This is a genomic window from Streptomyces sp. GLSS-08, assembly GCF_056387915.1.
Map to the genome: position 1 here is coordinate 375937 of NZ_JBWJAQ010000007.1, position 24471 is coordinate 400407.

The 24471-nt window shown below is 72.0% G+C and carries 19 protein-coding genes; 7 read left to right on the forward strand and 12 right to left on the reverse strand.

Translation table 11 applies throughout. The features are described from left to right. Positions 1 to 5: 5 nt before the first annotated feature. Positions 6 to 1160, reverse strand: a complete 1155-nt coding sequence (locus AC0ZLC_RS15705) for a cystathionine gamma-synthase (protein WP_476752558.1) — start codon at positions 1158 to 1160, stop codon at positions 6 to 8. 153 nt (positions 1161 to 1313) lie between these two features. On the opposite strand from AC0ZLC_RS15705, the gene AC0ZLC_RS15710 reads away from it, so the two are divergent. Beyond that, positions 1314 to 2432 (forward strand): hypothetical protein, encoded by a 1119-nt coding sequence (locus AC0ZLC_RS15710; RefSeq protein ID WP_476752559.1) that lies wholly within the window; start codon positions 1314 to 1316, stop codon positions 2430 to 2432. Between the two features lie 320 nt (positions 2433 to 2752). Here the strand turns inward: AC0ZLC_RS15710 and AC0ZLC_RS15715 are convergent, their stop codons facing one another. Then, on the reverse strand, positions 2753 to 3793 hold the full coding sequence (locus AC0ZLC_RS15715) for an NAD(P)-dependent alcohol dehydrogenase (RefSeq protein ID WP_476752560.1): 1041 nt from the start codon (positions 3791 to 3793) through the stop codon (positions 2753 to 2755). A gap of 172 nt (positions 3794 to 3965) precedes the next feature. Here AC0ZLC_RS15715 and AC0ZLC_RS15720 point away from each other — a divergent pair, with 172 nt between their 5' ends. Further along, entirely contained in the window at positions 3966 to 4880 is a 915-nt protein-coding gene (locus AC0ZLC_RS15720; RefSeq protein ID WP_476752561.1) for a helix-turn-helix domain-containing protein, read from the forward strand. A gap of 399 nt (positions 4881 to 5279) precedes the next feature. Here AC0ZLC_RS15720 and AC0ZLC_RS15725 read toward each other — a convergent pair whose 3' ends face one another. The 6 genes from AC0ZLC_RS15725 to AC0ZLC_RS15750 form a co-directional block, all read right to left on the reverse strand. Beyond that, positions 5280 to 6050 carry a globin domain-containing protein gene (locus AC0ZLC_RS15725; RefSeq protein WP_476752562.1) on the reverse strand — a complete coding sequence of 257 codons (771 nt, stop codon included), beginning with the start codon at positions 6048 to 6050 and terminating at the stop codon, positions 5280 to 5282. A 141-nt stretch (positions 6051 to 6191) separates the two neighbouring features. Beyond that, positions 6192 to 9506 carry a S8 family peptidase gene (locus tag AC0ZLC_RS15730; protein WP_476752563.1) on the reverse strand — a complete coding sequence of 1105 codons (3315 nt, stop codon included), beginning with the start codon at positions 9504 to 9506 and terminating at the stop codon, positions 6192 to 6194. Between the two features lie 224 nt (positions 9507 to 9730). Continuing rightward, entirely contained in the window at positions 9731 to 10414 is a 684-nt protein-coding gene (locus tag AC0ZLC_RS15735) for an ABC transporter ATP-binding protein (protein ID WP_476752564.1), read from the reverse strand. 65 nt (positions 10415 to 10479) lie between these two features. After that, positions 10480 to 11949, reverse strand: a complete 1470-nt coding sequence (locus tag AC0ZLC_RS15740) for an ABC transporter permease (protein ID WP_476752565.1) — start codon at positions 11947 to 11949, stop codon at positions 10480 to 10482. 249 nt (positions 11950 to 12198) lie between these two features. Next, entirely contained in the window at positions 12199 to 13467 is a 1269-nt protein-coding gene (locus AC0ZLC_RS15745; RefSeq protein ID WP_476752566.1) for a L,D-transpeptidase, read from the reverse strand. Between the two features lie 227 nt (positions 13468 to 13694). Beyond that, positions 13695 to 14036 carry a hypothetical protein gene (locus AC0ZLC_RS15750; RefSeq protein ID WP_476752567.1) on the reverse strand — a complete coding sequence of 114 codons (342 nt, stop codon included), beginning with the start codon at positions 14034 to 14036 and terminating at the stop codon, positions 13695 to 13697. Between the two features lie 128 nt (positions 14037 to 14164). On the opposite strand from AC0ZLC_RS15750, the gene AC0ZLC_RS15755 reads away from it, so the two are divergent. Together AC0ZLC_RS15755 and AC0ZLC_RS15760 are read left to right on the forward strand one after the other, a co-directional pair. Beyond that, positions 14165 to 14518 (forward strand): LPXTG cell wall anchor domain-containing protein, encoded by a 354-nt coding sequence (locus AC0ZLC_RS15755; protein WP_476752597.1) that lies wholly within the window; start codon positions 14165 to 14167, stop codon positions 14516 to 14518. 61 nt (positions 14519 to 14579) lie between these two features. Then, positions 14580 to 15329 carry a DUF2625 family protein gene (locus AC0ZLC_RS15760; protein ID WP_476752568.1) on the forward strand — a complete coding sequence of 250 codons (750 nt, stop codon included), beginning with the start codon at positions 14580 to 14582 and terminating at the stop codon, positions 15327 to 15329. A gap of 217 nt (positions 15330 to 15546) precedes the next feature. On the opposite strand, the gene AC0ZLC_RS15765 is transcribed toward AC0ZLC_RS15760, so the two are convergent. From AC0ZLC_RS15765 to AC0ZLC_RS15775, 3 genes are all read right to left on the reverse strand, one after another. Then, positions 15547 to 17283 carry a DEAD/DEAH box helicase gene (locus tag AC0ZLC_RS15765; RefSeq protein WP_476752569.1) on the reverse strand — a complete coding sequence of 579 codons (1737 nt, stop codon included), beginning with the start codon at positions 17281 to 17283 and terminating at the stop codon, positions 15547 to 15549. A gap of 326 nt (positions 17284 to 17609) precedes the next feature. Further along, a complete protein-coding gene (hutH, locus tag AC0ZLC_RS15770) occupies positions 17610 to 19157 on the reverse strand; it encodes a histidine ammonia-lyase (RefSeq protein ID WP_476752598.1) in 1548 nt (515 codons plus the stop codon). Positions 19158 to 19266: 109 nt separating this feature from the next. Continuing rightward, on the reverse strand, positions 19267 to 20418 hold the full coding sequence (locus AC0ZLC_RS15775) for a GGDEF domain-containing protein (protein WP_476752570.1): 1152 nt from the start codon (positions 20416 to 20418) through the stop codon (positions 19267 to 19269). 398 nt (positions 20419 to 20816) lie between these two features. On the opposite strand from AC0ZLC_RS15775, the gene AC0ZLC_RS15780 reads away from it, so the two are divergent. Further along, positions 20817 to 21347 (forward strand): hypothetical protein, encoded by a 531-nt coding sequence (locus AC0ZLC_RS15780; RefSeq protein WP_476752571.1) that lies wholly within the window; start codon positions 20817 to 20819, stop codon positions 21345 to 21347. A 145-nt stretch (positions 21348 to 21492) separates the two neighbouring features. Further along, a complete protein-coding gene (locus AC0ZLC_RS15785) occupies positions 21493 to 22584 on the forward strand; it encodes a helix-turn-helix transcriptional regulator (RefSeq protein WP_476752572.1) in 1092 nt (363 codons plus the stop codon). A gap of 194 nt (positions 22585 to 22778) precedes the next feature. Here AC0ZLC_RS15785 and AC0ZLC_RS15790 read toward each other — a convergent pair whose 3' ends face one another. Then, a complete protein-coding gene (locus AC0ZLC_RS15790) occupies positions 22779 to 23591 on the reverse strand; it encodes an enoyl-CoA hydratase/isomerase family protein (RefSeq protein WP_476752573.1) in 813 nt (270 codons plus the stop codon). Positions 23592 to 23848: 257 nt separating this feature from the next. On the opposite strand from AC0ZLC_RS15790, the gene AC0ZLC_RS15795 reads away from it, so the two are divergent. Continuing rightward, complete coding sequence (locus tag AC0ZLC_RS15795; RefSeq protein WP_476752574.1) at positions 23849 to 24460, forward strand: hypothetical protein; 612 nt, start codon at positions 23849 to 23851, stop codon at positions 24458 to 24460. The last annotated feature ends 11 nt before the right edge of the window (positions 24461 to 24471 follow it).

The window sequence follows — 24471 nt, forward strand, 5'->3', positions numbered from 1 at the left end:
GCGGCCTAGCCGAGGGCCTGCTGGAGGTCCTGGAGCAGGTCGTCGGCGTTCTCGATGCCCACGGACAGGCGGACCAGGTCGGCGGGCACCTCCAGGAGCGAGCCGGCCGTGGAGGCGTGCGTCATCCGCCCCGGGTGCTCGATCAGGGACTCGACACCGCCCAGGGACTCCCCGAGCGTGAACACCCTGGCGCGGTTGCAGACCTCGACGGCCGCCTCCTCGCCGCCGTCGACCCGGAACGAGATCATGCCGCCGAACGCCCGCATCTGCTTGGCGGCGACCTCGTGACCGGGGTGCTCCGGCAGACCCGGGTACAGCACACTCGTCACGCGCGCGTGCCGCGTCAGCATCTCGGCGACCTTGCCGGCGTTCTCGCTGTGCCGGTCCATGCGCACGGACAGCGTCTTGGTGCCACGCAGCACCAGCCAGGAGTCGAAGGGCCCGGCCACCGCGCCCATCGCGTTCTGGTGGTACGCCAGCTCCTCGCCCAGTGCCTCGTCGGCGGTGACCAGGGCGCCGCCGACGACGTCCGAGTGGCCGCCCATGTACTTGGTCAGCGAGTGCACGACGACGTCCGCGCCGAGCGCGAGCGGCTGCTGGAGGTAGGGGGTCGCGAAGGTGTTGTCCACGACGAGCCGGGCGCCCGCCTCCCGGGCGACCTGGGCGAGAGCCGCGATGTCGGTGATGTTGAGGAGGGGGTTGGACGGCGTCTCCACCCAGACCGCCTTGGTCTTCGGGGTGAGCGCGGCCCGCACGGCCGTGGGGTCGCTGGTGTCGGCGACCGACCACTCCACACCCCACCGGGAGACGACCTTCGCGAAGAGCCGGAACGTGCCGCCGTAGGCGTCGTTCGGGATCACCACGTGATCGCCGGGGCTGAGCAGCGTACGCAGCAGGCAGTCCTCGGCAGCCAGTCCGGACGCGAACGCAAGGCCCCGGCGGCCGCCCTCCAGGGCCGCGAGGTTCTCTTCGAGGGCGGTCCTCGTCGGGTTGGCGCTGCGGCTGTACTCGTATCCGCCGCGCAGCCCGCCGACGCCGTCCTGCTTGTAGGTCGAGACCTGGTAGATCGGCGGGACGACCGCGCCGGTGAGGGGATCGGCGGTGTTGCCCGCGTGGATCGCCAGGGTCTCGAAGTGCTGACTGATGTGCCTGTCGCTCATGGGAACCGAGCGTAGTGCGCCCGCGGGCCGATGAGGGCACACGTCCGCCCGGAGCGTGATCGTTCCGCGCCGTACGGGACGTCGGGGAGCCGCGGTGGGGGTCCGGGGCGACCGGGTTGGCCAATTGTCGGACCCTTCTGGTTCGCTTGAGGCATGGAGATTCTCTGGGTCCTGATGGCGCTGCTCATGATGGGGATGGTCCTCGGGCCGTTCTTCATGCGCAGGCGGGCCGGCATTCAGCAGGTCGCCCCCGGCGACCCGGACGCCGCGGACCCGGCGGACTACGGCTTCGTACGCCAGGAGGAGCTGGACGTCCGCATGCCCGGCCCGGACGGCGACCTGGTCGACGTGCTGGACCTGGTGCAGCGCACCCGGGACCACCGGGCGGCCGCGCAGCTCCTCGCGGGCACGGAGACGGCCGGTGAGCTCCGCTGGCAGCGGGTGCAGGCCTTCGCGGGCGCGGCCTCGCTGGAGCTCCAGCAGCGCCCCGGCGGGGTCAGTGACACGCCGGGCGGGCAGTGGCTGCGGGTGTGGCGGGCCGAGGCGCCCAAGGACGCGGGCGGCGCGGCGGTGCACGCGGAGTTCCTCGTGCAGCAGGCGTGGCGGACCTCGACGCCGGGCACGGACGAGTTCCGGATCATCATGGAGGAGGCCCGCGAGGCGTGTGCCGACGCGGCGCTGCTGGCGCCGGGCGACCCGGTCCCGTACATCATCGAGCTGTCCGTGGCGCGCGGACTGGCCTACGAGCGGGCCGAGTTCGAGAAGCTGTGGCTGAAGATCCTGGACCGGGCGCCGGCCCACATGGGCGCGCATCTGGCGGCGCTGCACTACTGGTGCGAGAAGTGGCACGGCTCGCGCGAGACGGCGTACTCCTTCGCGGAGGCGGCCGCCGCCCGTGCCCCGCAGGGGTCCCTGCTGGCCGCCATGCCCCTCTTCGCGGTCTTCGAGCACCTGCCCGAGGTGAATCTGGTCAGGGGCTTCTACCAGAGCGAGGTCGTGACGAAGGCGGTGCACGGCGCGCTCTTCGCGGTGCACGCGGCCCGTCCGGACGACCCGATGCTGGCCCACGTCCGCCATCTCCTGGTCTTCTTCCTGGTCCGGGGCGAGCGCTGGTCCGAGGCGATGAACCAGCTGGTCCACATCGACGGACACATCGGCGCCCTCCCCTGGACCCTGACGTCCGACCCGGCCGCGGACTACGCGGTCTACCGCGCGCTGGCCGTCGCGGGCTACGAGGCGAACGGCGGCAGCCCGGCGACGCTGACGCAGTGACGCGGGGGCCGGGGGCCGCTTTCCCGCCGGGACTCCCGCCGCGGCTCCGTTGGGGAACCCACGCGAGGTCGGCGCGACAGCGAGGGGCGGGGGGGGTTCCGCTCCGGCCTCTTCTCGGACGCCAAGGCCGCCCTCGTCACCCTGGCCGCGATCGGCAGCTTCCTGTCAGGGATCGCCGCCTTCATTCCCGGCCTGGTCGTCTCCTGAGTCCTTGTCCTCACGGCAAGTCGTGCGGCGGCCCGAGACCGCCGAGGGGCGCCGCACGGACACGTGGTCCGGCGGCGCCCCCGGGAGTCTGGGAGTCGAGCCCCGGGTCGGGATCAGATCGTGGCCGTGTCGATCACGAAGCGGTAGCGGACGTCGCTGGCGAGGACCCGCTCGTACGCCTCGTTGATCTCGGCGGCGCTGATCAGTTCGATCTCGGCGCCGAAGCCGTGCTCGGCGCAGAAGTCGAGCATCTCCTGGGTCTCCTGGATGCCGCCGATGCCGGAGCCCGCGAGGGTCTTCCGGCCGCCGATGACGGAGAACAGGTTGAGCGCGACGGGCTCCTCGGGCGCGCCCACGTTCACGAAGGCGCCGTCCGTCCGCAGGAGCGACAGGTAGCGGTCCAGGTCGAGCGGGGCCGAGACCGTGGAGAGAATCAGGTCGAACGTGCCGCGCAGTTCCTCGAAGGTCTTCGGGTCGCTGGTCGCGTAGTAGTGGTCGGCGCCCAGCTTCAGCCCGTCGTCCTTCTTGCGGAGCGACTGCGAGAGCACCGTGACCTCCGCGCCGAGCGCGTGCGCGATCTTGACGCCCATGTGGCCGAGCCCGCCCATGCCGACGACGGCGACCTTCTTGCCGGGGCCCGCGTTCCAGTGCTTCAGCGGGGAGTACGTGGTGATGCCGGCGCACAGCAGCGGCGCGGCCTCGTCCAGGGCCAGGCCCTCGGGGATGCGGACGGTGTAGTTCTCGTCGACGACGATGTGGGTGGAGTAGCCGCCGTAGGTGGGCTCGCCGTCCTTGCCGACGGCGTTGTACGTGCCGGTCATGCCCTTCGAGCAGTACTGCTCCAGGCCCGCCTTGCAGTTGTCGCACTCGCGGCAGGAGTCGACCATGCAGCCGACGCCCACCCGGTCACCGACGGCGAACCTGGTGACACCGGAGCCGACCTCGGTGACGATGCCGGCGATCTCGTGGCCCGGCACCATCGGGAAGACGGCCTCGCCCCAGCCCTCACGGGCCTGGTGGATGTCCGAGTGGCAGATGCCCGCGAACTTGATCTCGATGAGGACGTCGGACTCACCGACCGGACGCCGCTCGATGGTGGTGCGCTCCAGGGGAGCCTTGGCGGCGGGGGCGGCGTACGCAGCAACAGTGGTCATGCCGGGGTTTCTCCTCAGGAGGTTCGTCGCACCCGGTCGCCTGCTGACCGGGCACGTCTCCCAGAGTGCCCCTCGGTGCGACATTCACCCAGGTCACGGCTTTGCCTACGTTCAGTGGTCCTACTACTGACGGGGTCAGGCTCCTGGGCGTACGACCGTGAATACTGGACGCATGGACGATCAGGCCTCCCCTCAGCCCGCCGGGGACACCGGGCGGTCGCTGGACCGGCGTGCCGAGCTCAGCGAGTTCCTGCGCACCCGCCGGGCCCGGCTGAAGCCGGAGGACGTGGGGCTGCCGGACTTCGGGCGGCACCGCCGGGTGCCGGGACTGCGCCGGGAGGAGCTGGCGCAGCTCGCCGGGGTGTCCGTGGCGTACTACACCCGCCTCGAGCAGGGCAACGGGCGGAACGTGTCCTCGGAGGTCCTGGACGCGATCGCCCGCGCCCTGCGCCTGACCGACGCCGAGCACGCGCACCTGACGCACCTCGCCAGGCCCAAACAGCACAAGAAGAAGCAGACCGCCCGGCCGCAGCAGGTGCGGGGCGCACTGCGGCAGCTCCTGGACACGCTGGACGGCGTTCCCGCGTACATCACGGGACGGCGCTCGGACATCCTCGTCTGGAACCGGATGGCCGCGGCTGTCTTCGGCGACTGGGCGGAGCTGCCGCCGCAGGAGCGGAACTGGGCGCGCATGGTGTTCCTGAAGCCCGAGTACCGCGACCTGTACGTGGACTGGGAGCAGAAGGCGAGCGACATCGTCAGCTTCCTGCGCATGGACGCGGGCTGCCATCCCGACGACCCCCGGCTGTCCGCCCTGGTGGGCGAGCTCTCCGTGAAGAGCGAGGAGTTCCGGCGGCTCTGGGCGACGCACGACGTCAGGGAGAAGAGCCACGGGGTGAAGCGGCTGCGGCATCCGCTGGTCGGTGCGCTGGACCTGTCCTTCGAGACGTTCCGGCTCCCGGACGACGCCGAGCAGGCGATGATCACGTATCACGCCGAGCCGGGGTCCGCGTCCGCGGAGGCGTTGCGGTTGCTGGCGGCGTGGGGTAGGGATGCGACGCGTGCGGGGTCGGTGACCCCGCCGTGATCTCCTCACCCCGGGTACCTTGACCCCGGTGTACGGGCGCCTCGACGCCGGTGCGCGGGCCGCCGCCCGGCAGCCTGACCTCCGTGCGCTGCCTGGCCCCGGTGCATGGGACGCCGGCCCCTGCAGCCCGGCGCCTGTGCAGGAACCGCCCAGGGGGCTGCCGCCCCCGGACCCCCGCTTCGGCCCGGACGGCCTCGTCCTCGAACGCCGGACGGGCTGGAATCTCCCTGCCCGGGCAAGACGGCAGCGCCGCCACCCCACACGCCCGACAAGGCAGAATCCCACACCCGGGCAAGTCGGCACCGCCCCCGACGCACACGTCGGCGCGCCCGGCGTCCCCCGCCCCCACGCCCGGCGGGCTGAACGTGTTCCGCCGGGCGGGGGCGCCGTACAAACCTCCTAGCCCTGATACGGCGGCGCAGCCCCCCACGTCCACCTGGGGACCGGCTGGTCCGCCGGAGGGGCCACGTCCGGGGCCGAGAAGTGGACGGCGAGGCGGGTGCCCCACTCGGCATAGGCGACGAACGCGGAGCGGAACTCGGCGTCGGTGGGCAGGCCGGCGTCGTCGGCCGCGTCCTGGAGGAGGTTCACCCAGCGGCGGCGCTGGGGCTCCGTGATCCCCTTGCCGAGGTGCTTGGCGACCATGTGGCCGTGGCCGCCCTGGCTCTCGGAGTACGCGGGCGGCCCGCCGAAGACCTCCCCGAGCCAGAGCGCGACGTGCGCGGCGTGCTCGGGCGCCAGGCCCTCGAAGACGGGGGCGAGGACCTCGTCCTTGAGGACCTTCTCGTAGAAGGCCTCGGTGAGCCGGGCGAACGCCTCGGCGCCGCCCGCCCAGGAGTAGAGGGTCGGCACCGCCGCACCGGTGCCGCGCACGGTCGTCGGCTTGTAGTGGCGCATCTCCTCGATGTCGCCGACGAAGGGGCGGATCTCGGCGAGGAAGTCGGTGAACAGCTCCGACTTCCTGAACCCCTCCAGGTGATCCTCGGTCGAGGTCCAGGTGATGCGCAGGACGAAGTGCTCGAAGTCCTCCTCGCAGCGGGCTAGCTCGTAGTCCACGCACTGCGGGGCCGCGGCGAGCTGGGCGGCGGCACGGGTGTAGGCGGCCAGGAACTCCGGCGACTGGTGCTCGGGGATCCGGTACCGGATGTACTCCACGGTCGATATGGTCATGCCCCCACACAAACACGGACGGCCCGCGGAAGCTCTGCTTCCGACGGGCCGTCGCGCATATCAGCGCTGAGCGGAACCGGTCAGCACTCGGCGGACCACGGGTCCTGGGCCGTCCGGCGGATCAGGCCGGACGGCACCGGGTCACTTCCCGTAGTACGCGTTGTAGATCGAGATCGTCGACTTGTTGTTCTGCTTGTCGGTGATCTTGGCGTGGAAGGAGATGCCCTTGCCCTTCGCCGGGTTCTTGACGCTGATCTTGCCGTGCGTCACGGTCAGCCTGGTCCACGTCTGGCCGTAGTCGTAGGACACGTAGACGTACAGCGACTTGAGGTTGCTGCCCGCGGCCGATCCCTGGACGGTGACGGGGACCGAGACCTTCTTGTCGGCCTCGACGCGGCTGTCCAGGCCGGTGGCGGCGTTGAAGCGGACCGTCGAGGCGGGCAGCTTCGCGGCGTCGACCTTCTTGGAGCGGAAGGTCCAGCTGGCGTCGATCCGGGTGGAGGCCGCGGCGACCCTCACACTGCGCTTGACCGAGGTGGTCAGCTTGTACTCGGCCTCGCCCGCAGGGACCTTGAACTGCCCGTCACCGAAGAGCGGGTCCTCGTTCGAACCGACCTTGGTGCCGTTGCGGTACAGGGTCGTGGCGACCGAGCTGAACGTCGACGAGCCCGCGTGGGTCTTGCCGTCGGCGAACAGCGGCAGGGAGCCGTAGATGTCGTTGCCCTCGCGGAACAGGCCGTAGAACCCGCCGATCCGCGGACCGAAGACGGCCGTGTTGAACGTCTTCTCGTAGCTCTTTCCGCCGGTGAAGCTCTGCCCGTTGCCGAGCGTGTAGTACGCCTCACCGATCGGCCAGCCGTCCTCGTCGACCCCGGCGGACTGCTCGAAGTCGATACTCCACTTCACCCCGCCGATGGTGGACACGTGCAGCGTCCGGGTGCCCGGGAGGCTCTGCGGGATGGAGACGGCCGAGCCGCCTGAGCTGCCGGGCAGCCAGCCGAACGCGCTGACGGCGCCCGTCTTGCCGCTCGACGAGGCGCCGAGGCCGATCTTCACCGAGGCCAGTTCGCTCGCCTTGTAGTGCTTGGTGTAGCCGGTGGCGACCTGCTTCACCTTGGCGGCGGTGGTGGTGTCGTACTCCTCGTCGTCACCCTTGGTCCAGTGCGCGTCCCACTGCTGGGACAGCGAACCGTCGGTGATCTGGGGGCCGAGGTGAGCGGTGCGGAAGTTCTCGTACGAGTCGAGCCACCAGCCGTACGAGTAGCCGGCGTCGCCCGTGTCCACGGTGAAGTCCGGGGACATGAAGGCCGGCTTGGCAGCGGCGTCCGGGACGGTGATGTCCACCGGCTTCGTCGTCCGCGCGTCCAGCGTGATCGTCGTGTCCTTGACGACGTTCAGCTTGGGCTGGGCGATCCAGTCGGCGCCCTTGGTGAAGTCCTCCCGGTCCACGTAGAGACCGGTGTTGAGGATGTAGCCGCCCTTGGGGACGCGCACCTTGACCGTGCCGGAGGCGTCGTACGGCGAGTACCACTTCTCCTTGGCGAGGCCCGAGATGCCGGACAGGTCCGTGCCGTAGTTCACGGCCGGCCTGCCGTCACGGTCGACGTGCTTGAGCGTGACGGTGTACGACTCCACCTCGCGCTGCACCGCGGCGGCCGTGCGGACACTCTGGCCGCCGCCCGTCGCGGTGACGTACGCGGAGTACGCGCCGTCCGTGGTGCCGCCGAGCTTGGTGTTGGCGGTGAGGCCGACGGAGGCCTTGCCGCCCGCCGGGACGGTGACCGTCTTGGCGCCGAGGGTGAAGAAGCCCGCCGGAGCCGCCTGGCCCTTGGGGTTGGTGCCGGCGACCGAGAGGTTCAGCGTGACGTCGGTCGTGCCGAGGTTGCGGTAGGTGACCTGCCTGGTCACCGGGGTGTCGTCGGTGTGCGGCCACTGCTGGAGGCCGAAGCTCGCCGACACCGGTTCGGCGATCACGGACTGCTTGATGGCCTTGTCGACCTGGATGCGGCCGGAACCCTGCTGGAACGGCGTGTACTTGCCGCCCTTGGCGGAGCCGGTCAGCGCGCCCTTGAGCTCGGTGTACGTCCAGCCCGGGTGCTGCTGCTTCAGGATGGCGGCGGCGCCCGCGACGTGCGGGGTGGCCATGGACGTACCGGAGATGCTCAGGTAGCCGGCCGGGTTCTGGCCGACCTCCTTGTCGATGACGCTGCCCGGGGCCGCGGCGGCCGTGATGTTCACGCCGGGCGCGGTGACGTCGGGCTTGATCGCGCCGTCGAGGCCGGGACCGCGGCTGGAGAAGGAGGCCAGCTTGTCGCTGCCGTCGACGGCGCCGACGGTGAGCGCGGCGGCCGCGCTGCCCGGGGAGCCGACGGTCTGCTCGCCGAAGTCGCCGTCGTTGCCCGCGGCGATGGCGAAGAGGATGCCCTTCTCATCCGAGAGCTTGTTGACCTCGGCCTCGAGCGGGTCGATCTCGGGGGTGTCCCCGCCGCCCAGGCTGAGGTTGACGACGTCGGCGCCCTGCGCGGCGGCCCACTCCATGCCGGCGAGGATCTCCGAGTCCTCCCCGTAGCCCTCGTCGCTGAGCACCTTGCCGTTGAGGATCTTGGCGCCGGGCGCGACGCCCTTGAACTTGCCGTTCGACTTCGCGCCCGTGCCCGCGGCGATCGACGCGACGTGCGTGCCGTGGCCGTAGTGGTCGGTGGCGTCGGGCGAGGCGGAGAAGTTCTTGGACTCCAGCACCTGGTCCTTGAGGTCCGGGTGGGTCGCGTCGACACCGGTGTCCAGGACGGCGATCTTGACGCCCTTGCCGTCGTACCCGGCCGCCCACGCCTTGGGGGCGCCGATCTGCGGCACGGACTTGTCGAGGCTGGCCTTGCGGACGCCGTCCAGCCAGACGTGGGCGATGCCGGCGGCGGCGGAGCCGTCGTCGGTGACCGCGGTCCACAGCCGGCCCGCGTCCTGCTTCGGCGTGAGGACGGCGTCCGCGTTCAGGGACTTCAGGGTCCGGCGGATCTTGGTGTCACCCGCGTCGCGGACGTCGGCCTTCGCGGTGGCGGCGGCGCCCCGGTAGCCGACGATCAGCTTCAGGCCCTGCTTCTGGGCCTTGCGGCCCGCGGCCTTGTTGAGCTCCGTGACGTCGAAGAGCCGCTGGTCGAGTTTGCCGGTGGCTATCAGACGCTGTGCGTCGGCCGGCACGACGAGCGTGTGCCCGTCGGCCTTGCGCACCTGGACGGGTATGTGCTCGCGTCCCTTGGCGTGTTCGAAGCCGACGACGCGGCCCTTGGGGCCGACTACGACGCGGTCGCCGGTGATCAGTGTGACGCGGTGCTTGGCCGTCAGGGCCGTGCCCGCGCTGCTCGCAGTCTCGGCTCCGGTCGCCGACGCCGGGCTGGTCATACCCGCCGCCAGTGCCACCGCGGCCGCCGTGGCGACCGTGGCCGCGCATGCTTTTTTCACTTGTCTGCGCAAGTCTCCCCCTGGAGATGAGGTCGGGTGAATTCCCCATTCACCCGGCCGGGGGTAGTCCCGCACGTGTGCACGTACACCCCCCGGAACATGCAGTATGCCCGGGGGGTGATCAGCTGCTCAATAGTGTGACGCGGGTGAAGAGTTGATGACTTGCTTCCGTTTTTGGCTCAAAACTTCTTCTTTATCTAGGTGTTGTGCCGTCGGCTGTGCGTTCAGGCGCCCGCGTTCTCCTTGACGGAGATCCGGCCCTTGCGGATCGTCGCGAGCCGCGGCGCCTTCCTCGCGATCGCCGAATCGTGCGTGACCATGATGAAAGTGAGCCCGCGCTCCTTCCACATGGTCTCCAGTACGTCCATGATCTCGTCGCGCATGGATTCGTCGAGGTTGCCGGTGGGTTCGTCGGCGAGCAGGACCTTCGGCTGCTTCACCAGCGCCCGGGCGATGGCGACGCGCTGCTGCTGGCCGCCGGACAGTTCGGCGGGCAGGTGCCCGAGACGCTCGGCCAGGCCCACCGACTCCAGCGCCTCGGCCGCCCGCCGCCGCCGCTCCGCGGCCTTCGGCTTCATCGGTACGAGGGCGGTCTCGACGTTCTCCTGGGCGGTGAGCGTCGGGATCAGGTTGAAGCTCTGGAAGACGAAGCCGATGTTCTCGCTGCGCACCCTGGTGAGCCTGGCCTCGGACAGCTTCGCCAGGTCCGTGCCGTCGAGGTCGACGCTGCCCGAGGTCGGCCGGTCGAGTCCGCCGAGCATCTGCAGCAGCGTGGACTTGCCGCCGCCGGTGGGGCCCTGGATGACGAGCCGGTCGCCGTCCGCGATGGTGAGGTCGACACCGGCGAGCGCGTCGACGGTCTCCTTGCCCCGCTGATAGCGCTTGGTGACGCCTCTGAGTTCGTACATGGTCCAACTCCTGGAATGGATGCGGGCGATGGTGCGGGCGATGCGCGCCGGAGTGCGGCGCCGGCCTACTCGACGCGGCGCAGGGCGTCCGCGGGCCGCAGCCGGGAGGCGCGCCAGCCGCCGAACGCGCCGGCGATCAGACCGCCGGCGACCGCGAGCCCGACCGCGACCGTGATCGTGCCGAGGCCGACCGGCGCGGTGAGCGTGACGTCGAGGGCCTTGGACGCGGTCTGCCGGGCCGGACCACCCATGCCGCCACCGGGGCCCCCGCCGCCCGGGCCACCGCCGGGGCCGCCCGAACTCCCCAGCTGCGCCTGCAGAGTAGGGCTGACCGCGGTGACGGCGTACGCGCCGGCGAGGCCGAGGGCGATGCCGAGGACGCCGCCGACCAGTCCGTTGACGACGGCCTCGCCGACGACCTGGCGGGTCACCCGGCCGGACGTCCAGCCGAGCGCCTTGAGGGTGCCGAACTCCCGGACGCGTCGGGACACCGCCGCGGAGGTGAGCAGTCCGGCGACCAGGAAGGCCGCCACGAGCACCGCGACGGACAGCCACTTGCCGACGTTCGAGGCGAGGTCGGACGCGGTCGACAGGGAACCGGAGACGGTGTCCGCGAGGTCGGCGGAGGTGGTGACCGTCGTACCCGGGACGTTCTTCTGGACGGTGCTCTTGACGGCGTCGATCCGCTGCGAGTCGGACGCCTTGACGTAGATCGTGGTGACCTTGTCCTTGGAGTCGCTGAGCGTCTGCGCCCGCTTGAGCGGGATGTACAGGTCGGCCGCCGCGTCACCGCTGTCCGGCGTCGCGATGCCGATGACCTTGAACTTCACGCCCTTCACGGTGACCGTGTCGCCGAGCGCGAGCTTCTTCTCCTTGGCGTACGACGTGTCCGCCACGACGACGTCGGCATCGGTCTCCGAGGTTGTGAAGGTACGTCCGCTGGTGATCTTCGAGGAGGTCAGCGGACCGAGGGCGGGCTTGGTGACGTCGGTGCCGTAGACGGAGTAGTTGTTGACGTCGAACTCGGCGCCGCCGCCTTCGACCCGGCCCTGCGGCGAGGGCGGCGCTCCCGGCCGGCCGCCCTGCTGGCCGCCGCCGTTCTGGTCCTGCCGGAACCGGCCCTGCCGGAACTGGCCGCTGACCTTGATGACTTGGAGGCTCAGCCCGCCGACGGCGTCCGATACGCCCTGCTGTCCTTCGACCTCGGTGACCGTCTTGGCGGGAAGGGTCTGGAAGCCCTGGACCATGACACGGTCGCTGCTCTGCTCCTCGTCGGAGTCGTCGGAGCGGGCGTCGAAGTCGAAGCGGGGGCGAGCGCTGCCGCTGTCGCCCTGGGCGGCCGCCGCCTTGGTGACCGTCATGTCCGTGCCCAGCCCGTAGAGCGACTGGAGGACCTTGCCCTGTGCCTTCTCCATCCCCGAGGAGACCGAGCTGACCACGATGACGAGGGCGATGCCGAGGGCGAGTCCGGAGGCGACGACGAGGGCCGCTTTTCTGCGGCGGCGCAGTTCGCGCCTCAGGTAGGTGAAGAACATGGCCGCAAGCTAGGTACGCAGCGTGATGCGGGGATAAGGCCGGGATAAGAGAACGATGAGAAGGCTGTGAAGTACGGCCACCACGGCCTGTGCTCCGCCCCGGAACCCTGTGCGCCGTGGGGCGGGTCCCGGCCTGGGCCGGGGCCGCCCCCTCCCGCCCGCGAAGGCGCCTCGGCAGGGCGGCGGAACGCGAGAGCGGCGGCTCCCGGTGGTCGGGGAGCCGCCGCTGTCAGCGGTACGAGGGGGCGGTCAGGCCGCCGAACCCGCCTGCCAGGCGGCCCAGTCCATGTTCCAGTCGCTCAGACCGTTGTCCGGGGAGATCGTCTTGTCGCCGGTGTTCTTGACGACGACGACGTCACCGATCAGCGAGTTGTCGTAGAACCAGGACGCGGGCGTGTTCGGGTCGTTCGCGCCCTTGGTGTCCGACAGGCCGACGCAGCCGTGACTGGTGTTCACCGAGCCGAAGATGGACTTGGCACCCCAGTAGTTGCCGTGGATGAAGGTGCCGGAGGCGGACAGACGCATGGCGTGCGGCACGTCCTTGATGTCGTACTCGCCCTTGCCGTCCTCCTTGGTGAAGCCGACCGTCGAGCCGTCCATCCGGGTCTCCTTGAACTTCTCGGAGATCACCAGCTGGCCTTCGTACGTCTTGTTCTCCGGGGCGCCCGCGGAGATCGGGATGGTCTTGACGGTCTTGCCGTCCCGGGTGACCTTCATGGTCTTGGTCTCGGCGTCGACGACCGAGACCTGGTTGCGGCCGATCTTGAAGGTGACCGTCTTCTGCTGCACGCCGTACACGCCGTCCGCGCCCTCGACACCGTCGAGGTTCAGCTTGAGGGTGACGGTGGAGCCGGCCTTCCAGTACTCCTCGGGGCGGAAGTCCAGGCGGTTCGGGCTGAACCAGTGGCCGACGACCTCCTGGCCGCTGCTGGAGGCGACGGTGATCCCCTTCTGCACGGCGGCCTTGTCGGTGATCGCCTTGTCGAAGTTGATCGAGACCGGCATGCCGACGCCGACGGTGGCGCCGTCCTCGGGCGAGAAGTTGCCGATGAAGCTGTTGGCCGGGGAGACCGTGGTGAAGGAGGCGTTCTCGTGGGCGGCGCGGCCCGCGGAGTCCTTCGCCTCGGCCGTGATCCGGTACTTCGTGGCGCGCTCGAGCTGGCCGGTGGGGGCCCAGCTCTTCTTGTCCGCGGATATCCGGCCGGCGACGGCGGTGCCGTCGGCGGTCTTCAGCGTGACGTCGGTGAGCTTGCCCTTGCTCACGGTGACCTTGATGCCGGTGTTGATGGAGGCGTTGTCGGAGCCGTCCTTGGGCGTGATCTTGATCTGGGCCTCGGACGTCTTCTTGGCGGCTGCCTCGTCGACCTTGGCCTGCGAGGTGCCGTCACCGCCGTCCGACGCGCCGGACGTGTCGTCGCCCCCGCTGCACGCAGAGAGCACCAGCACCCCGCCGAGCAGTGCGGACGCGGCCATCAGACCCTTGCGCCGCTTACTGTCCGTCATCACACGCTTCTCCATCGTTGCCGAAAACCCGAAAACCCCGAGGGCCCCGTCGAACTGTCAACGCTACGACCGGTACGTCCCGTTCCACATCCCTCGGATGTGTGGGGCACACCACGTCGGATCGACCGGGCCGACTGCGGGACCGGGACCGGGCGTGGTGCGGAAGTGGTCAGTGCGCCTGGTGAGACGAGGAAACCCCGGACGGCGGTTGCCACTCGGGGTCACGATTTTCCCAAGCCGCGTCAGCCGAGTCCGTTCTCCTCGTCCTGCGCTGCATCATCCTCGTCCAGGTCCCAATCCGGCGAATCGGGGTCGTAGTCGATGTGCTCGCTGCTCCAGGACGCCTGGGCGAGTTCGATCCCGGGCACCTCGCTGACCAGGTCGAACGGATCCACGATGTACGCGAGGGCCTCGGCAGTGTCTTCCGTCACCGCGCTCTCGGCGTGCGCCCGCTCGTCGGCGGGCAGGCCGGGATCACCGGCGATCCGCTGCAGCGCGGCCTTGGTGACGGCGTCGGTGTCGTCCACCTCCAGCACCAGTTCGACCCGAAGCCGTACAAACCGTGATGTCTCAGGAGTACTCATGGGAGGGAGCGTACGACCCGCACGATGCGCGACTTTCCCACGACCCGCGCCTTTCATTAGCATCGCCCCACACGGCCAATTCGCCAGCGCCACAAGGGGATCGATATTCCGTGTCCGCACGTCGCTCGTTGCTGACCGCCACCGCCGCCGGGACCCTCCTGGGGGCCCTGTGGTTCGTTCCGTCCGCCAACGCCAGCCAGGACGAACCGGCGCAGCGCTCGGTGTCCATGGCACGGACCTCATCGAGTGCGGAGAACCCGTCGGCCTGGTCGGACTCGCCGGAGTCCTCGGGTGCGGCCCTTTCCTCGACGTCCGCGGAGGTGACGCGGACCTCCGCGGTGCCGGCGGACGCCGGCACCCGGCTCGCCGACACGGGCGGCATCGACACCACCCCCTACGTCATCGGCGGCACGCTCTTCCTCGGCCTCGGCGCCGGGTTCGTGGCGTACTCGGTGCGGCGGGAACGTGCGACGGCCTACTGAGGAACGCACGACGGCCCGTTGAGCACGGCGGCCGCGGCCCGCGAGACCCCCGGGTGGACCCATGCGAGACCTGATCGAGCTGACCGACGTCGAGGAGCCCGCCTGGCCCCTCGTCTGCGCGGACCTGGACGCGAGCGCGGTGCACGTCGACGTGCTCCCCGTGGACCCGGAGGGGGCGCGCGCGTCCCTGCTCCAGTTGCAGATCACCGCCGGGTCCCGGCTCGGGGCGCTCGTCCTCAACTGCGGTGGGCTGGTGCTGGACAGCGGGTGGCTGCGCGTCTACGGCAGCCCTGGACCCGGCCCGCTCACCGGGCCGCCCGGACTGCGCGGGGTGCCGTCACTGGCCGACGTCAACGGCTTCCCCGAGCGCTTCGATCCCCTGTGGCGGCCCCGCGGCGGCGGGCTCGTCGTCGGCCATGACGTCCTGGGCGGTGTCTTCGTCCTCAACGGGGCCGAACCCCGGTCGTCGGGCCGGCCCGGCGACCCCGGGGAGATGGTGTACTTCGCGCCGGACTCGCTGCGCTGGGAGGCCCTCGAAGCCGGGTACGGCCCGTGGCTGGCGTGGCTGCTGACCGGCGGCACGGAGCAGTTCTACGAGACCCTGCGCTGGTCCGGCTGGCGTGCCGAGTCGGGCGCGCTGAACGGGACGCAGGCGCTCTCGTTCACGCCGTTCCTGTGGTCGGCCGAGGCCCGGCGGGACCTGGCCGCGACCAGGCGCCGCGCGGTCCCACTCGCCGAACTCCTCGGCGTCCAACGGCACTTCTGCCAGGAACTCGACTCGGTCGACCCCGGCTTCCTGGGTGACGTCTAGTCAGTGGCGACGCGGGGTCGAACCCGGTACCGGGTTCGGGCGCCTACGGCCGCGTACGGCCGCAACCCGGTCCGGCCGGTCTCCGCGGAAACGCGAGGACCGGCCGGACGGGGACGGTGACCTAGGACCTGTCGTTTGGATCAGGCCGGCGTCGCGGGGTCTGGCGTCGGTCAGGACGAACCGTCGGTCACAGCCGGCCTGATCCAAACGACAAACCCTAGGCGGCGCTGCGTCCTCCGCCGCCCTGGCCGCCGCGCTGCGGGGCACGGCCGCGGCCACGCCCTCCCGAGGCCGAACCCGAGCCCGAACGCGTGCCGCCCGCGCCCGCTCCGGACCCGGCGGCGCCACGGCCACCGGCCCCCGAGCCGCCGCGGCCCCCGGTGCCCGTGCCGGTACGGCCCCCGGCGGCGGATCCGGTGCGGCCCGCGGTGCCGTTCGTACGGCCGCCGGCGCCCGTGCCGGAGCTACGGCCGCCGGTACCCGCGCCGTTGCCGCTCGTGCGCTTCGCGGTGCCGGTGCGGCGGCCCGTGCCGGTGCCGGCCGCGGACCGCGGCCTCGACCCGGGCCGCTGCTTCGGCTGCTCGACGGGCTGGGGCACCTCGATGACGACCGGGACGCCGGAGGGCTCGCGCGCTCCGGTGAGCCGGGCGAGTTCCTCGTCGCTGGAGGAGACGCGTGCCGTGCGCGGGCTGATACCGGCGTCGGCCATCAGCCGCGTCATCTCCCGCTTCTGCTCGGGCAGTACGAGGGTCACGACGCTGCCGGACTCCCCCGCGCGGGCGGTGCGCCCGCCACGGTGCAGGTAGTCCTTGTGGTCGGACGGCGGGTCGACGTTGACCACGAGGTCCAGGTCGTCGACGTGGATGCCGCGGGCCGCCACGTTGGTCGCGACGAGGGCGGTGACGTCACCGTTCTTGAACTGGTCCAGCGTGCGGTTGCGCTGCGGCTGGCTGCGTCCGCCGTGCAGGGCGGAGGCGCGGACGCCGTTGGCCAGCAGACGCTTGGTGAAGCGGTCGGCGCCGCGCTTGGTGTCCACGAAGAGGATCACCCGGCCCTCGCGGGCCGCGATCCGCATCGCCACGGCCTTCTTGTCGGTCTCGTCGGCGACGTGCAGCACGTGGTGCTCCATCGTCGTCACCGCGCCCGCCGACGGGTCGACGGAGTGCACCACCGGGTCGGTGAGGAACATCCGGACCAGGCGGTCGATGTTCTTGTCCAGCGTCGCCGAGAACAGCATCCGCTGCCCGTCCGGCTCGACCTGCTTGAGCAGCGCCGTGACCTGCGGCATGAAGCCCATGTCGGCCATCTGGTCGGCCTCGTCGAGGACGGTGATCGAGACGCGGTCGAGCGCGCAGTCGCCCCGCTCGATGAGGTCCTTGAGGCGGCCGGGGGTGGCGACCAGCACCTCGGCGCCGCGGCGCAGCGATCCGGCCTGCCGGCCGATGGACATGCCGCCCACGGCGACGGTCAGCCGCAGGTTGACGGCGGTGGCGTACGGGGTGAGCGCGTCGGAGACCTGCTGGGCGAGTTCCCGGGTGGGTACCAGGACCAGCGCGAGCGGGGCCTTCGGCTCGGCACGGCGGCCGGCGGTGCGGGCCAGCAGGGCGAGTCCGAACGCGAGCGTCTTGCCCGAGCCGGTGCGGCCGCGGCCGAGCACGTCACGTCCCGCGAGGGTGTTCGGCAGGGTGGCGCCCTGGATCGGGAACGGCTCGGTCACCCCCTGGGCCGCGAGGGTCTTCGTCAGCGCGGCCGGCATGTCCAGCGCGTCGAAGGACTCGACGGCGGGCAGTGCGGGCGTGACGCTCTCGGGCAGCGAGAATTCCTGCGGCGCCACGGCCTTGCGGACCGGGCCGCCCTTGCCGGCGCCCCTGGTGCCGTTCTTCTGGGGACGCCGGGCGGCGGCGCCGGTGGGCCGGCCGGAAGTGGTACGGGCGGCGCGTTCGGGTCGAGTCATGCTGGCTCTGGATTTCCTTCCTGGGCCCCATAAAGAGCAGGAGTCGGGGCCCGCACCCGAGAGGCGCGGGCCCCGGCTCAAAAGAAGAGCGTCCCCGGCTCGGGAGACGGGGGCGTCCTTCCGCAAAACAAAACGCGCCTGCGGAAGATTCCGATCAGGCGCAGAAAGTAAGGGGATAACTGAATAGCGTATCAACGCGACCCTAGCACAGGCGGGACCGCCGTCCGCTGGACAACGGCCCCACCAGCACCTTCGGTCACCGGGCCGGGCGCCCGGCGCGCATCGGGCGCGCCGGGCAGCCGGCGGGCGGCCAGGGGCGAGCAGGCCTAGGCGAGCGGTCCCGTGACCGGCTCCACGGCGGCGACGAGGTGCCCGCCCCGGACGAACGCGTCCGCCGCGGCGAGGTCGGGCGCGAGGAAGCGGTCCGGGCCGGGGCCCTGGACGCCGGCCGCGCGCACGGCCTCGATGACGGCCTGCGAGGCGGGGGCCGGGGTCAGGCCCTCGCGCAGCTCGATCGCGCGGGTGGCGGCGTACAGCTCGATGGCGACGATGCGGGTGAGGTTGTCCACGGCCGTGCGGAGCTTGCGCGCCGCGGACCAGCCCATGGACACGTGGTCCTCCTGCATCGCGGAGGACGGGATGGAGTCCGCGGACGCCGGTACGGCGAGCCGCTTCATCTCGCTGACGAGGGCGGCCTGCGTGTACTGGGCGATCATCAGGCCGGAGTCGACGCCGGCGTCGTCCGCGAGGAACGGCGGAAGGCCGTGCGAGCGGTTCTTGTCGAGCAGGCGGTCCGTGCGGCGCTCGGCGATGGAGCCGAGGTCGGCCGCGGCGATCGCCAGGAAGTCGAGGACGTACGCGACCGGCGCGCCGTGGAAGTTGCCGTTGGACTCGACGCGCCCTTCCCCGGAACCGAACAGCACGACGGGATTGTCGACGGCCGAGGCCAGCTCGCGCTCGGCGACCGTGCGGGCGTGGGCCAGGGTGTCCCGTCCGGCGCCCGCGACCTGGGGGGCGCAGCGCACGGAGTAGGCGTCCTGCACGCGCGGCGCGTCGTCCTGGTGGTGCCCGGTCAGCTGCGAGCCCTTCAGCACGGCCAGCATGTTGGCGGCGGCGGCGCCCTGTCCGGGGTGCGGGCGGATGGCGTGCAGCTCGGGGGCGAGGACCCTGTCGGTGCCGAGGAGGGCCTCGAGGGAGAGGGCCGCGGTGACGTCGGCGGACTTGTAGAGCGTCTCCAGGTCGGCGAGGGCCATCACCAGCATGCCGAGCATGCCGTCCGTGCCGTTGAGGAGGGCGAGGCCCTCCTTCTCGCGCAGCTCGACGGGGGCGATGCCGTGCTCGGCGAGCAGTTCGCCGGCGGGCCGGACGACGCCGTCGGGGCCCTCGGCGTCCCCCTCGCCCATGAGGGTCAGCGCGCAGTGGGAGAGTGGTGCCAGGTCGCCGGAGCAGCCGAGCGAACCGTACTCGTGGACGACGGGGGTGATGCCCGCGTTCAGGATGTCGGCCATGGTCTGCGCGACCTCGGGCCGCACGCCCGTGTGTCCCGAGCAGACGGTCTTGAGCCGCAGGAACATCAGCGCGCGGACCACCTCGCGCTCGACACGCGGGCCCATTCCGGCGGCGTGCGAGCGGACGATGTTGCGCTGGAGCTGAGCGCGGAGTTCCGGACTGATGTGCCGGGTCGCGAGGGCGCCGAAGCCGGTCGAGACGCCGTACACGGGGTCCGGTTTGGCGGCCAGCGCCTCCACGATCTCGCGGGCCGCGGCGAGGGCGGCCACCGCCTCGCCGGAGAGCTCGATCCGGGCGCCGCCGCGCGCCACGGCGAGTACGTCGGACGCGGTCACGCCCGCCGTCCCCACCACCACAGTGTGCATATCCATATTCAGGAGCGTACGCAGTGAATTCGACGATGTCACTAGTGGGTGGGTGGTTGACCCCTTACTTCGAGGCACGTCACAGGAGTGGCCCCGCGCCGCGCACGGTTCACGGCCGGGGTTCGTGCCGGCCGCGGAAGCGGCGGCGCTCCCCGGCGGCGGGCGACGGCGTGTCCGCGAGGCGTACGACCGGATCGTCGGGTCCCTCGCGCCCGGCGACCACCGGATTCGTGGCCCGGACGGCCTTCGCGCGGTACTGGGCGGCGTCGGCCAGCCGGAAGAGCCTGCGGGCGGACCGTACGGGGCCGATGGGGTCCTCGGTGGAGGCGACGCCGCACGCCACGCCGTCCCCGAGCTCCAGTTCGGCCGCCCGCCGGCACAGCTCGTCGGCGATCCGTACGACGTCGTCCGCCGCCGGGCCGACCGCGAGCAGACAGAACTCGTCCCCGCCCAGCCGGGCGGCCAGGGCGCCGGGGAGCATCGCGCCGCACAGCGACAGCACGGACCCGAAACGTTCCAGCAGGCGGTCGCCCACGGCGTGTCCGCGGGTGTCGTTGACCCGCTTGAGGCCGTTGAGGTCGCAGACGACGAGACTCACCACGGCGCCGTCGCGGCGGTGCAGCTCGACGGCCTCGTCGAGGCGTACGTCGACGGCGCGGCGGTTCGCCAGGCCGGTCAGGGCGTCGGTGAAGGCCAGCCGGCGGGCCTCCTCCAGCCGCTCGGTCTGGGCGATGCCGGCGGCCACGACGGAGGCGAGGACGGTGGCGAAGTCGGCGTCGTCGCCGTCGAAGACGGGATCGCCCACCGGGCGGGCGACGTACAGCTCGCCCCAGGCGCGGCCGTGCAGGACGATCGGGGCGACGACGCAGCAGCCCCGGCCGCGGCGGCGCAGCGCGGCGACCCGCTCGTGGCAGTACTCGGCGCGGCCCTCGGCGGGGCCCTCCGCCGTCTCCACCCAGGCGTTGGGCTCGCCGCCGCAGGCCCAGCGCTCGTGCAGGAACTCGGTGATCTCCGGGAACTGGTGCACGGGGTAGGCCTCACCCTCGGGGAACTCCACCTCGTCGGCCGCGCGCTCGCCCACGTTGACCAGGACGCGGAGCCGGCCGAGTTCGCGCTCCCACACGGAGAGCGCGGCGAAGCTGCCGGTCAGCGCGCGGCACGCGCCGAGTGCGGCGGCCCGCCAGGACTCCCGCGGGCTGTGCGCCGCCGCCATCCCCTGCGCCAGCGCCACCACGGCCTTGAGCCGTCTGTCCTCTCCCATCACCACAGGCTAGGTAGATTTCCGACAATCAGGGCGATCGGGGCGCCGAACAGACGCCCGACTGGCCGTACGGCGCCGGGCCCGGCAGGCGGTACCGCCACGACCGCGAGCGCGAAGGGACCCGGGGGGGCGCTCACCGGAAGACCGGACGGTGCCCGCCGCCGCAGACACCGGGACGCCGTCCCGACCGACCCGGACGGCGGGCATCGGCTCATCGGGGTGGTGATGGTGTTCGGGGTGCTGTGGTGAAACGGCGGGGCGGGTCGTCGCCGCCCCTCCCCCAGGTTTCTGGGATGGGATGTGCCGCTCCGCGGCAGCAGTCTTTGTCTCGCGGGCGACGGCGGCCGGCCGACGCCGGTGACGAAGCACCGCGGCACCGACAACGAGGGAGAGAGAAGATGTCCATACGCATGAGAACCGTGGGCCTGCTGACCGCGGGCGCCGCCGGGCTGGCGGCGACGCTGGGAGCGGCCCCGTCGGCCTACGCCGCCCCGCCCGTGGCGGAGGCGAGCGCCGCGACGGCCTCGACGTGGCGGAACATCGCCCTGACGGGGACGTTCACCATCCGCGACGACGAGGGCGTCTTCTCCGCCGGTACGTACTGCAACGGCAGCGTCGCCTCCGAAGGCTGGGTGAACGAGGTCAGGTCGCCGTCGCTGTGGTGGGAGACCACGTGCGGCGGCGAGATCCGGCTGGAGAAGCACGTGTCCGCCCAGACGGACGCCTCCGGCGGCGTCATGATCCATGTGACGCTGCGGCTGTACGAGGGCACGAACGACACCAACACCGACCTCGACGCGGAGTTGGACTTCAACCGCTACGTCCCGGCCGGGCAGATCTCCACGCTCAGTGAGATCACTCTGCGCAGCGGCGAGAACGGCGGCAAGGACTGGGCGAAGCTCAACCTCACCCTGCACAACAACCGCTGACGGCACGCCTGGGCGGGTCACCTGGTCCACCGGCCCGCCCGGGTCCGACGCCGCTCCCGGTTCCCCCCGGGCGCGGCAACCGGAGCCATGGCTCCCACCTGCGCGAACAGCGCCCGGCGACGACACCGGGCGCTAGCCTGGGGCCATGAAGCGCAACGGGGGAGAGTTACGCGCGGGTCGTGTCACGGACGCGGCGTTACGGGCGGCGCGGTCCGCGCGGACCGTGGAGGAGTTCTTCGAGAAGGTCAAACGGGCCACGCGTCCGGCACTGCGGTTCGACATCTGCGCCGGTGTGACCGTGGACCCGCACACCCTGATGAACACCGGCGGCGACTACCGCGACGCACTGCCGCCGTCCATGATGCCGCGCATGCTCGACATCGAGTACCGGGAGGGCGACGCCAACGACCTGTCCCAGCTGGCGACCAGGGCGACGCCCGTGGGCCTGCTGAGCCGCGAGACGGGCGGCTGTCTCGAACGCAGCCCGCGCTACCGGGACATCATGCGGCCGCTGGGGTTCCGGGACGAACTGCGGGTGCTGCTGCGTGACCGGCACGGAGCATGGGGCGCGCTGATCATGGGGCGCGCGCAGGACGCGCCCGCCTTCGCCCCGTCCGACCTGGCCGTGGCGGCCTCGCTGGCTCAGCCGCTCGGCTCCGTACTGCGCCGGTTGCACCTGACCCGGCTCGCCGAGGCCGGCGCGTCGGCGGCGGCACCGGGTCTGGTGCTGCTGGACGGGGAGTACCGGGTGGTGCACCGCACCCCCACCGTGGACATGTGGTTCGACGACCTGGCGGACGAACCGGCCGACGCCGCGAGCCCGTCCGCGGAAGATCGGTTGCCTCCTGCCGTCTACGCCGTGGCGGCCGCGGTCCAGGCGCCGGACGCGCCGGGGACCCACACCTCCTGGATGCACAGCCGTGCGCACGGCCGCGTGCGGTTGCACGCCTGGTGTCTCGGCCGCTCCGACACGACGGGGGCCCGCACCGCCGTCGTCGTCGACAAGGCGGGCTCCGGCGAGCACTTCGGGCTGATCGCCGCGGCCTACGGGCTGACACCGCGCGAGAGGGACGTCACCGGGCTGGTCCTGCGCGGGCACTCCACCGCGGACATCGCACGCCGCGCCGGGCTGTCCCCGCACACGGTCCAGGACCACCTCAAGTCGGTGTTCGACAAGACCGGCCTGCGCAGCCGGCGCGAGCTGGTGGCCGGCGTCTTCGCCCGCCACTACCTGTGACGTACGCGCAGCGCGTCAGTCAAGGCGTCAGTCGTCGAGGCGGAACGGGTCCGGCACGAAGCGGTTCGCGGTGGTCGAAGAAGACGGTGTGGCCGGTGTCGAGGCCGGCGATCCGCCGCAGTCGGCCGGCGCGGGGCTCACCACAGGGGCGCAGCGCCGGTAAGCCCCGGCCGGCGATCAGGCCGCCGCGGAGGTCACTCGCCCGGCCACTGCGGGTCCCGCTTCTCGTTGAACGCGGCCACTCCTTCCGCGCGGTCGCCGGAGAAGGCGACGGAGCGCCAGGCGGCGTCCTCCACCTCCAGGCCCGCGCGGAGGTCGAGGCCGTGCCCCAGCCGCAGCGCCCGCTTGGCGGCCCGCAGGCCGACCGGCGAGTTCGCGGCGATGCGGGCGGCGAGGGCGAGCGCCTCCGCGCGGTCCTGGCCCTCGTCCACCAGCTCGTCGACGAGGCCCAGCTCCCGCGCCTCCTCGGCCCGCAGCCGCCGCGCCGTGAAGATCAGCTCAGCCGCACGGGCCGCACCCACCCGGCGCGGCAGCAACTGCGTCCCGCCCCCGCCCGGGATCACCCCGACCGACACCTCGGGCAGCCCGACCACCGCCGTACGGTCGGCCACGATCAGGTCGCAGGACAGCGCGAGCTCGAAGCCGCCGCCCAGCGCGAACCCGTGCACGGCGGCGACGGTGGGCATCGGCAGCTCCAGCACCCCGGTGTACGCGGCCCGCGCCACGGGACGCTGACGCACCAGATCGGCGTCGCTGAAGGAGTTGCGCTCCTTGAGGTCGGCGCCGACGCAGAAGGCGCGCTCATGGGTGGAGGTCAGCACCACCACGCGCACCTCACGGTCGGCGGCAAGGGCGTCGCAGGCGCCGGCCAGGGAGCGGGCCATGTCCGTCGACACCGCGTTCATGGCCTTGGGCCGGTCGAGCGCGAGCTCCGCGACGTGGCCGGGCCCGTGCCGCCGTACGACGACGAACTCCCCGAACCGACGTTCGTCCCCTTGCTCCGCCATGACGCCCTCCTGGTGAACGCTGGTTAACTTCCGACGTTCCGATCATCGCAGCCGGGCCCGCCCAGGAAAAGGCGTCCCACCGCGCGATGCTCCTCGTTCGGGTGACAACACCCCCGACTCGCCCCGTACACGCGCAAGCGGTGCATAACCTGCGCACCGCCACAGCGCACCGGGGAGCGCCGACGCATCGGGGAGGGATCGCCATGGCGGACACAGCGGAAGCGACGAAACCGGCGGATACGGCGCAAGCGGCGCGGGTGCCGGCAGCAGGGGGCGCACAGGACGGCGCTCCCCTGTGGACGCGCCCCGCCCGGGGACGGCACCGCAGGCCACGGCCGCGCCGGGCGCTCGTCGCCGTCGGAGGGCTCGCCCTGGCCGCCGGCGCGCTGAGCCTCGTACGGCCTGCGCCCGATCCGCTCGGCGGGGGTACGGGACGCGCCGAGGCCGGGCCGCGCGGTTCCGGCACGGCCGACGACCCGGCGGGCGGCACCGCGGCGGCCGTCGGTCCCGCTCCGCCGACGGGTTCCGCGTCGGCGACGGCGGTGATGGGCGGCGCGGGCCCGACCCCGACCTCGGGTGCGACGGTCGTTCCGACGCCCACCGCGGGCACGCCCTCGCCGTCCCGGCCCGCGGACCCCGCGACCGCAAGGACCGGCATCCCCGAGGCCCCCGCGGACCCGGTGACCCCGAAGCCGCCCGCGCCGTCCCGGCCACCGGCCGCCTCGTCCACCCCTGAGCCCGCCCCGAGCCGCAGCACACACGCCCCAGCACCGGCCCCGGACCCTCGGCCGGACGGCCCGGGCCTGTGTGTCCCGGTCATCGGCCTGTGCGTCGACCCGCTGGCCGGACTGCCGCGTCCCGGCGGCTGAGGGCCGTCCGG